General features: G+C 71.8%; 6 protein-coding genes. 2 read left to right on the forward strand and 4 right to left on the reverse strand.

Going from position 1 to position 8,945, the window contains the following annotated elements; translation table 11 throughout:
- Positions 1–6: 6 nt before the first annotated feature.
- Together MFF61_RS32410 and MFF61_RS32415 are read left to right on the forward strand one after the other, a co-directional pair.
- Positions 7–1,485, forward strand: coding sequence for a complex I subunit 4 family protein (locus MFF61_RS32410; protein WP_283206064.1), 1,479 nt, complete (start codon positions 7–9; stop codon positions 1,483–1,485).
- Positions 1,482–2,936 carry an NADH-quinone oxidoreductase subunit N gene (locus tag MFF61_RS32415; protein ID WP_238241809.1) on the forward strand — a complete coding sequence of 485 codons (1,455 nt, stop codon included), beginning with the start codon at positions 1,482–1,484 and terminating at the stop codon, positions 2,934–2,936. The genes MFF61_RS32410 and MFF61_RS32415 overlap by 4 nt, the downstream gene beginning before the upstream one ends.
- Positions 2,937–3,087: 151 nt before the next feature.
- On the opposite strand, the gene MFF61_RS32420 is transcribed toward MFF61_RS32415, so the two are convergent.
- The 4 genes from MFF61_RS32420 to MFF61_RS32435 all read right to left on the reverse strand — a co-directional run bounded on the left by MFF61_RS32420 (position 3,088) and on the right by MFF61_RS32435 (position 8,688).
- Entirely contained in the window at positions 3,088–4,299 is a 1,212-nt protein-coding gene (locus MFF61_RS32420; RefSeq protein WP_373324826.1) for a multidrug ABC transporter ATPase, read from the reverse strand.
- Positions 4,300–4,654: 355 nt separating this feature from the next.
- On the reverse strand, positions 4,655–5,461 hold the full coding sequence (locus MFF61_RS32425; protein WP_238241812.1) for a nucleotidyltransferase domain-containing protein: 807 nt from the start codon (positions 5,459–5,461) through the stop codon (positions 4,655–4,657).
- Between the two features lie 134 nt (positions 5,462–5,595).
- On the reverse strand, positions 5,596–7,956 hold the full coding sequence (locus MFF61_RS32430) for a heavy metal translocating P-type ATPase (protein ID WP_283206065.1): 2,361 nt from the start codon (positions 7,954–7,956) through the stop codon (positions 5,596–5,598).
- Positions 7,957–8,073: 117 nt separating this feature from the next.
- Entirely contained in the window at positions 8,074–8,688 is a 615-nt protein-coding gene (locus tag MFF61_RS32435; protein ID WP_373324825.1) for a lytic transglycosylase domain-containing protein, read from the reverse strand.
- Positions 8,689–8,945 lie beyond the last annotated feature (257 nt).

Consider the following 8,945-nt stretch of genomic DNA (forward strand, 5'->3'; position numbering starts at 1 on the left):
GACCCGATGCTCACGGCGACGATCCTCCTTCCTCTCATGACAGGCCTCGTCGTGCTGGCGATGCCGCGCGACCGCCCGGGTCTCGCACGTCGCGTCGCGCTCGGCGGCGCGGTCCTGACGCTCGCCGCGGCGCTGACGCTCTGGGCCGGCTTCGAGCCGGGGGGCGGCGACCTGCAATGGCGGACGACCTTGCCTTGGATCCCGTCCGTCGGGGCGGCCTACGACGTCGCCGTCGGCGGCCTCTCCCTGTCGCTGATCCTGCTCACTGCGGTTCTGCTCACGGCGGTGATGGTCTACGCGCTGCCCGGGCACGACCGGGCGCACGCCCACGCCTTCCTGTTCCTGCTGCTCGCGACCGGGCTCATCGGCCTGTTCGCGGCCCGGGACCTGCTGCTGTTCTACCTGTTCTTCGAGGTCGGCCTGGTGCCGATGTACTTCATCGTCGGCATCTGGGGCGGGGAGCGGAGGCGCTACGCGGCGCTCAAGTTCTTCCTCTACACGCGGGCCGGCAGCCTGGCGATGCTGCTGGGCTTCCTCGCCCTCTACCTGGCGATGGAGCCGCACACCTTCTCGCTGCCGGCCATCGCGCGGGCGAAGCCGCTGGACGGCCCCTCGCTCGCCGGGAGCCTCGCCTTCCTGGCGCTGCTCGCGGGCTTCGGCGTCAAGCTCCCGGTCGTGCCGCTGCACAATTGGCTGCCCGACGCGCACGTGGAGGCGCCGACGGAGGGCAGCGTCGTCCTCGCGGGCCTGCAGCTCAAGATGGGCGGCTACGGGATGCTCGCCGTCCTGCTGCCGGTCCTGCCGGAAACCACATCCCGGTTCGGCTGGCTTCTCGTCGCGCTGGCGTTGGCCTCGCTCCTCTACGGCGCCTTGGCGGCGCTGGCTCAGACGGACATGAAGCGGCTCGTCGCGTACACCTCGGTCAACCACATGGGCTTCGTCACGCTCGGCGTCGCGGTCATGGCGATGGCCGGAGGGGAGGGCGCCCGGCAGCTGGCCTTCAACGGAGCCGCCGCGCAGATGGTCAGCCACGGCCTCCTCACCGGTGGCATGTTCCTGATGGTGGGCATGCTCCAGCATCGTGCCGGCACGAGGGAGATCGGACGCTTCGGAGGGCTGATCGGCGCGATGCCGGCCTTCAGCGGCCTGCTCGGCCTGCTGGCCTTCGGGTCGCTCGGGCTTCCCGGGCTGTCCGGCTTCATCGCCGAGTTCCAGGCCATCGGCGCCGCGCTGCAGCTCTCCGCCTGGGTCGCCGGCATCGCGGTCCTGGCCGTCGTCGTGACGACCGCGGTCTACCTGAGGCTGGTCACCGGCCTGCTGATGGGGCGCGCCCCCCCGGACGCGCCGCCGCTGGCGCCCCTGACGGCGAGCGAGGCGTGGTCGGCGGGCGGGCTCGCGGCGCTGTCGCTCGGCGTCGGAACCCTGCCGGCCGTCCTCCTCGCGCTGCTGGACGGCACGACCGCGGCGCTGGCGCACCTCCCGTGACCGGTGGGCAGTCGATGGGCGGCTGCATGGACCTCGGCGCCGTCGCGCCCGAGATGGTCCTGGCCGGGACCGCACTCGCGCTGGTCCCGGTTGCCGGCTGGGTCCGGGGCCGGTGGCGCCGCCTGCCCGCCGCCATCGCGCTCCTCGCCCTCCTCGTCGCGATGGGCCTGACCGCGCCGATGTTGACGTCCACGCCGCGGGAGGCCTTCTGCGGCACCTACGCCGTCGATCCGTTCCGGGGCTTCTACCAGTTGGTCGTCGAGGCCGGCGCCCTGGTGAGCCTGCTCTCGCTCGCCTCCCACTTCCGCGCGAGCGAGCAGGAAGCGCACCACCCGGTCGCGCTCCTCATGGCGACCGCCGGCGGCATGGGGCTCGTGGCGGCCACCGACCTCGGCCTGATCATCCTGTTCCTGCAGATGGTGAGCTTTCCCTCGTACCTGCTCGTGCTGCTCGTGCGTAGCGACGGGCCGGCGCAGGAGGCGGCGCTCAAGTACTTCCTGTACGGCGCCGCCGCACTCGCGGTGATGGCCTACGGCCTCACCTTCCTGTTCGGCCTCACCGGCAGCCTGAACCTGCGGGCCATCGGGGCGGGCCTGGCCGGTACCGATCGGGCCTGGGTCGCACTGGCCTTCGGCCTGGTCGTCGTCGGCTACGGGTTCGAGATGACGCTGGTGCCCTTCCACGTCTGGGCCCCCGACGTCTTCCAGGGCGGGGCGGCCCCGGTCTCCGGTTTCGTCTCGGTCGTGCCGAAAGTGGCCGCCTTCGCCGGCCTGCTCCGCTTCCTTCTGGAGGCGATGCCGAGCGGCCTCTCCGCCTGGCCGACCGTGCTCTCGCTCCTGGCCGCCGCGACGATGACCTTCGGCAACTTGCTGGCGCTCCGCCAGGACAGCCTGAAACGCCTGCTGGCCTACTCGAGCATAGCCCAGGCCGGCTACATGCTGATGGCCGTGGCGGTGGCCGGCCAAGTCCCCGGTGCCCTCCCGGCCGTCGGCTACTACCTCGTCGCCTACCTCCTGATGAACCTCGCGGCCTTCACGGTGGTCGCGCAGGTCGAGCGCATGATCGGGGGCGACGGCTTCGCCGCGGTCCGCGGCCTCGGACGGCGAGCGCCATGGCCAGGGGCGGCGCTGGCACTCGCGCTTCTGTCGCTTGCCGGCGTCCCGCCGCTGGCAGGCTTCGCCGGCAAGGTCTTCCTGCTCGTGGCCGCCATCGAGGGTGGGCTCGCCTGGCTTGCCGTGGTGGCTGCCGCCAACATGGCGGTGGCGCTCTTCTACTACGCAGCCGTGATCGCGGAGATGTATTTCAAGGAACCGGAACGCCCCGAGGGCCTGGCGCCCGACGCCGGCTACGCCTGGGCGCTCGGTTTATGCACGGCGGGGACGCTGGGCTTCGGCATCGCGCCGGGTCTGGCGCGCGGTCTGGCACAACTCGGCTCGACGCTGCTGCGGTAGGAGTGGTTCTGCCGGGTTGTCCAGGCAGGCGGGGGAGGGGCCGGAGGCCGGAGGCAGCGCCCTCCGGCGGGACCGGGCTCATCTGCGAAACGCTCCGCCGCGGCGCCCGGCAGCGCTCAGGCGGCCCGGAACGGGCGGTCGCGTGCCGGCTCTACGTCGCGCGGTTCTCCTGCACGGCCAGTCCGAGGGCGTTGGTGACCTCCTCGAACCGGGCGCTCGCGTCCGACCAGTCCTGGGCGAAATCGAACAGCTCGCGCATGGCCGGGGAGATCTCCTTGTAGGCGGCCAGGGCGGCGACGAGGGCACCGAGCGAGAGCTGGCCCTGGACGACGAGGTAGCCGCCGATCGAGAAGAAGAAGAACGGTGTGAGGTTCGAGGTGTAGTTGTACAGTCCCTTGAGCCGGCCATTGAGGTCGTTGATTTCGATCCGCACCCTTTCGAGTTCCCGCGCTTGGTGCATCTGCCGGAGCACGATCGATGGCCGGCGGGTCCCACCCGACGTCCGTGCCGACCCGGGATCGGTGAGGAGGGCCCCCAATGCCCGCGTGGCATGGACCCGCTGGCGGACCTTCGCATTCAATCGCGCCTGCAACCGCGGGAGGATGGTCAGCTGAACCGGCAGCATGATGAGGGCCGCGAGCGCCAGGGCGGCGTTCTGCATGAGGAGGAAGACGACGCTGGTCGCGAGCGTGCCGCCTTGGACAAGGGGCACCACCACCAAGCTACCCCCGAAGTAGCCGATGGGCTCGACCTCCTGGACGGCGACCGCGGCCAATGTCGCCCGCCGCTCGGGCAAGCATTCGCCCCGTGCGCGCCGGGCGACGGCGAGGCGCAGGCGCCGCACGAGGCGTTCGTTCACGCGCCCACGGACCCGATTGACGGCGTATTTGGCGAGCCCGCTGAGCGTGAGCACGGCCAGATAGCTGGCGCAAAGCGCGAACAGCAGCTCGACGCGACCCAAAGCGAAGCCGAGGAAAGTCATTCTCGGCTGACTGTCGCCCGAGGCGTCGGCGAGGGCGTGGTTGATGATGTGCTTGGGGATCTCGAGGAGGAGCCAGGCCGCCGGGAGTGTCAGGATCGACAGCAGCACGAGGCGGAACTGCAACCGCGACGTCGCACGCACGACGTAGGCTTCCAGCCCCACGGCCATGCGCTTGCGGGGGCCGGGCGATCCCACCGCGTTCATGGATGCAGGGCCGCGCGACGGGACCACCCCTCGCATGCGGCGGCGGTCCAGCCGGACGACCGCACGGCGCAGGCCGAATCGCACCGCGAGCCAGGCGGTCCAGGCGGGCGCCACGATGAGGACCAGCACCGTCACGAGGTCGATCCACCAGTGGGCGTGAGGATGGTCGAGGGGCATCGCCCGATGGATCAGGTCGTGGATGAACGGCGGTGTCAGCAATGGGTACTCCTGGCGATGGTGTCCGGCGCCCCGGAGGGGAACGACCCGGCGCCTCCGAAGGAGCCTCCGGAGCCCCGACAAGTCCGTCCCGGTGAGTTCCACCCGCTCCCGAGGGCGGCCCTCCCGACCGCATGTGCAGGCAGCGGCCCCCTGGGAGCGCGGGCGGCGCGTCGCCCGGCGCGCTCGACGGCGTTCGGCCGGGTCCTCCGAACGCCTGGCGCTCGGCCCAAGCCGAGAGTGGGCATGGCGGTCCCATACCGACGTCCGCCCTACATTCCGGCGTGCGCGTAGCGGGGCGTTCCCAGCCGGAACCTCATCCGCCACGACCGAAGCCGAGCGCGTATGCGTCGTCCGCGACGAGGCGGGCGAAGGCGATCGCGTCGCGGCGGCGCTCGGCGGGCGTCCCGTAGAGGGAGGCCGCCTCGGGCTCCCTGCGGATACGCAGGGCCTCGTCGATGATGCGGTGCCACTCCGGCTGGAAGGTGATCAACCCGTACAGGCCGGCGTCGCTCTTCGAGGGCACCACCCTGGTCGAGAGTATGTAATGGAGCCTGCACATGCCGAGCACGGTCCGTTCGATGACTTCGGTGGCGGGCGGTTCCGCATCGCTTCCCGGGTCGGGTACGAGCCACGAACCCCGGCGTTCGTCGATGCGGGCCAGGGCCCATCGCTCCAGGTCCGCCGGCCCGCGCCAAAGCCCCGTGCCCGCGCAGAGCGGCCCGCGCACCGTCACCGCGCTGGCTCCCAAGACGCTCCAGGTGAGCGGATGCCTGTCGTGACACCCGGACGAGAGGAAGCGACCCTGCTTGACGCAGGGTCCGTTCGGGATGGCAAGCGGACCGGCCCGCAGGTCGTCCCAGGTCAGATAGATGCCGTCGAGCGCCGGGATCTCCCGGTCGAGCGCGAGGCCGGCGTGGACCTTCGCGAGGGCAGCCGTTTCGCCGCCCCCTGGTCGGGCCGGGGACACGGCTACGAAATCCACGTCGCTGAGGGGCGGCCGGAAGTCGCCCATGGCGGCGGAACCGACGAGGTACAAGGCCTCGACGAACCCCGGTACGGCGGCATCGACCAGGCCGAGGTAGGCGTCCGCGACGCTCAGTGCGAGCGGGTGGGTGGTCATGGTCTCGCCAGGCTCGTGCGGTTGATCGGGGAGGGAGGCTGGCGCCTCTCCAGATTCGACCGCGCCGGGCTCCCGCCGGGACGGGTCAGGTGGGGCGCAGGGGCGGAGGGCGGCGGGCTCGGCACTGCCGCGTCTCAGCCGATCCGTGCCGCGCGCAGGCGCAGGGCGTTGCCGATCACGCTCACCGACGAGAGCGCCATCGCGGCCGCCGCGATGACCGGCGAGAGGAGGATGCCGAGGAACGGATAGAGCAGTCCGGCGGCCACCGGCACGCCCAACGCGTTGTAGATGAAGGCGAAGAACAGATTCTGGCGGATGTTGCGGATCGTTGCCCGGGACAGGCGGCGTGCCCGGACGATGCCGACCAGGTCCCCGTGGAGCAGCGTCACGCCCGCACTCTCGATGGCGACGTCGGTGCCGCCGCCCATCGCGATCCCGACGTCCGCGACGGCGAGGGCGGGGGCGTCGTTGACCCCGTCCCCGGCCATCGCCACGACGGCACCTTCGCCCTGGAGCGCCCTGACCGCTTCCGCCTTCCGGTCAGGCAGGACCTCGGCCTCGACCTCGTCTATGCCGAGCGACCTGGCGACGAACTCGGCCGTCGTCCGACTGTCGCCGGTCAGCATGACGATGCGCAAGCCTGCCTCCTGCAGCCTTCGCACGGCCTCGAACGTGCTCGTCTTGATGGGGTCTTGGATGGCGATGACGCCGGCCGGCTTCCCGCCCACGGCGACCAGGACCGCCGTGGCACCGCGTGCCCGCATCTCCTCGGCCTTTGCATGAAGCGCCGCCGCGTCGACCCCTTGCTCCTCCAGGAAGCGCCCGTTGCCGACGGCTACGCGGCGGCCCTCGACCGTACCGAACGCCCCCTTGCCGGTCGGAGCCTCGAAGTCGGTGGCAACGGCACCTGGGATGCCGCGCTCTTCCGCGGCCCGGACGATGGCGAGTGCCAGGGGGTGCTCGCTCGCGCGTTCGACCGCGGCGGCGAGGTGCAGCACGTCGGCGTCCGTGAAGCCGGGGGCCGGGAGCACCGCGGTGACCTTGGGCTTGCCCTCCGTGAGCGTTCCGGTCTTGTCGACGACGAGCGTGTCGACCTTCTCCATCCGCTCCAGGGCTTCGGCATTCTTGACCAGCACCCCGTTCTGCGCGCCGCGTCCGACTCCCACCATGACCGACATCGGCGTCGCCAGGCCGAGGGCGCAGGGGCAGGCGATGATGAGGACCGCGACAGCCGCGAGGAGGGCATAGGTGAACCGCGGCTCCGGGCCGACGGCCATCCAGGCGACGAAGGCGAGCGCCGCGACGGCGATGACCACGGGGACGAACCAGGCCGCCGCGTCGTCCACCAGGCGCTGGACGGGCGCGCGCGAGCGCTGGGCCTCGGCGACCATCGCGACGATGCGGGCCAGGGTGGTCTCGGACCCGACCCGCGTCGCGCGCATGACGAAGCCCCCGGTCGTGTTCAGGCTTCCGCCGACCACGGAGGAGCCGGGTTCCTTCGAGACGGGGACGGGCTCGCCGCTGATCATCGCCTCGTCCACCGCCGAGCGCCCCTCGACGACCTCGCCGTCGACCGGCACCTTCTCGCCGGGCCGGACGCGCAAGCGGTCCCCGACCGCCACCTCCGAGACGAGCACCTCCTCGTCGGTTCCGTCCGTCCCGAGACGCAGGGCCTTCTGCGGCGCGAGATCGAGCAGCGCCCGGATCGCGCCCGAGGTGCGCTCGCGGGCCCCGAGTTCCAGCACCTGCCCGAGCAGCACCAGGACGGTGATGACCGCCGCGGCCTCGAAGTAGGCCGGAACCGCTCCGTCGTGGCCGCGGAGGCCTTCGGGGAAGAGACCTGGCGCCACGGTCGCGGCGACGCTGTAGAGGTAGGCCGCGCCGGTTCCGAGGGCGATGAGGGTGAACATGTTGAGGCGGCGGTTCGCCAGCGACTGCCAGCCCCGCTCGAAGAACGGCCAACCCGCCCAGAGGACGACCGGAGAGGCGAGCAGGAACTGGGCCCAGTTCGAGGTTTGCAGGCCGAGGCGGTCGACGAGACCCGTAAGGTGTCCTCCCATCTCCAGGGCGAACACGGGGAGGGTGAGGACGAGGCCGACCCGGAAGCGGCGAGTCATGTCCTTGAGCTCGGCGTTCTCGACCGGGCCGCTCGTCGGCGTGAGCGGCTCCAGCGCCATCCCGCAGATCGGACAGCTGCCCGGTCGGTCGCGGCGGATCTCCGGGTGCATCGGACAGGTGTAGACCGCCCCGACCGGCCCCTCCGACGGCCGCTTGTCCGCCGACAGGTACCGTGCGGGATCGGCCACGAACTTCGAGCGGCACCCAGCCGAGCAGAAGTGATAGGTCGCGTGACCGTGCTCGGCGTGGTGGGTCGTGGTTCCCGGGTCGACCCGCATGCCGCAGACGGGATCCGTCGCGGACGCGCCGGCCGCCGGCGCTGCACCGTGACCATCACGATGCCCGTGGGCATGAGGCTCGGGGTGAGCGTGGTCCATGGGTTCGGGCCTCCAAGCTGCTGCGGGCCGGGGCATGGCCGACGAGGCGGCCGTGCGGTTCGTCGGCGAGGGAACCGGGCTGGGTGGGACGTTCAAAGGTCGTGCTCCGCAATGACCTCAGCCGCCGCCCATGATGCGGTCGATGCGCGCCCCGATGCTGCGGACCCGGGCGGCATGCTCGGCCCACAGGCGGCGCGCGACGGCGGATCGGACATCCCGGCTGGCGGACGGTGCCGCAGGAACCTCGCGGCCGCTCCGGTCGGGAGCGGGCAGTGCAGTGCCGGCGAGGGGGACGCCGGTCCCGGCGAGGCGGACGCGGACCCGCTGACAGTAGGTGACGGAGCGTGGACTCATCCGCTCCTCGCCGTGGCCCGCCCTGTACTTCATCAGCGTGCGGCAGAGATCGCCCTGCGCGAGCTTCCAAGCTTGTGCGAGGTAGGCGACGCCGAAGCGGATGTTGGTCGCGGGATCGAGGAGGGCACCGGCGGAACCCGTGTGGCCGAGCATGGCCGCGGTTGCCGGCCGGACCTGCATCAGACCGAGCTCACCGACCCCGCCGACCGCGCCGGCGTCGTACCCGCTCTCCACGTACGCGACCGCGTCGGCGACGGCTGGGGGCAATCCGCGCGCCTCGGCCTCGCGCGCGAGCATCCGCCGATAGACAGCCTGCTGCGCCGCTCCTGCCGCGCCGATGCCTTCGGGCGACGGAGCGGCAGGAGCGGGCGAGTTCACGGGCCCATCCCCGACAGCGACGGCTGGAGCCGGAAGGATGAGTGCCGCGCACAGGAAGAGGAACGGCCGGGAAGGAGGGAGAGCGGGCGCGCCCGGAAACCCTCCTCGTGCGGCCGCGGTCGCTCTCCCCGGCGGGCCCGCCGCCCTCGTCATGGCCTGCTGTTTCATCGCGCTTCCCGGATGCGCGTGATCTCGGGCCGCGGCAGCTCAATCTCGGCCATTGAGCCCAAGAAGGTCGAGGTCATCGGTGAGTTCCT

It is taken from the genome of Methylobacterium isbiliense, assembly GCF_022179325.1.
Taxonomy (GTDB): Bacteria; Pseudomonadota; Alphaproteobacteria; order Rhizobiales; family Beijerinckiaceae; genus Methylobacterium; species Methylobacterium isbiliense.

Excerpts from the sequence above, each read along its gene's own strand:
- MFF61_RS32425 (WP_238241812.1), bottom strand. The coding sequence starts at position 5,461 with ATGACCACCCACCCGCTCGCACTGAGCGTCGCGGACGCCTACCTCGGC.
- MFF61_RS32410 (WP_283206064.1), top strand. The coding sequence starts at position 7 with ATGCTCACGGCGACGATCCTCCTTCCTCTCATGACAGGCCTCGTCGTG.
- MFF61_RS32420 (WP_373324826.1), bottom strand. The coding sequence starts at position 4,299 with ATGCCCCTCGACCATCCTCACGCCCACTGGTGGATCGACCTCGTGACG.
- MFF61_RS32430 (WP_283206065.1), bottom strand. The coding sequence starts at position 7,956 with ATGGACCACGCTCACCCCGAGCCTCATGCCCACGGGCATCGTGATGGT.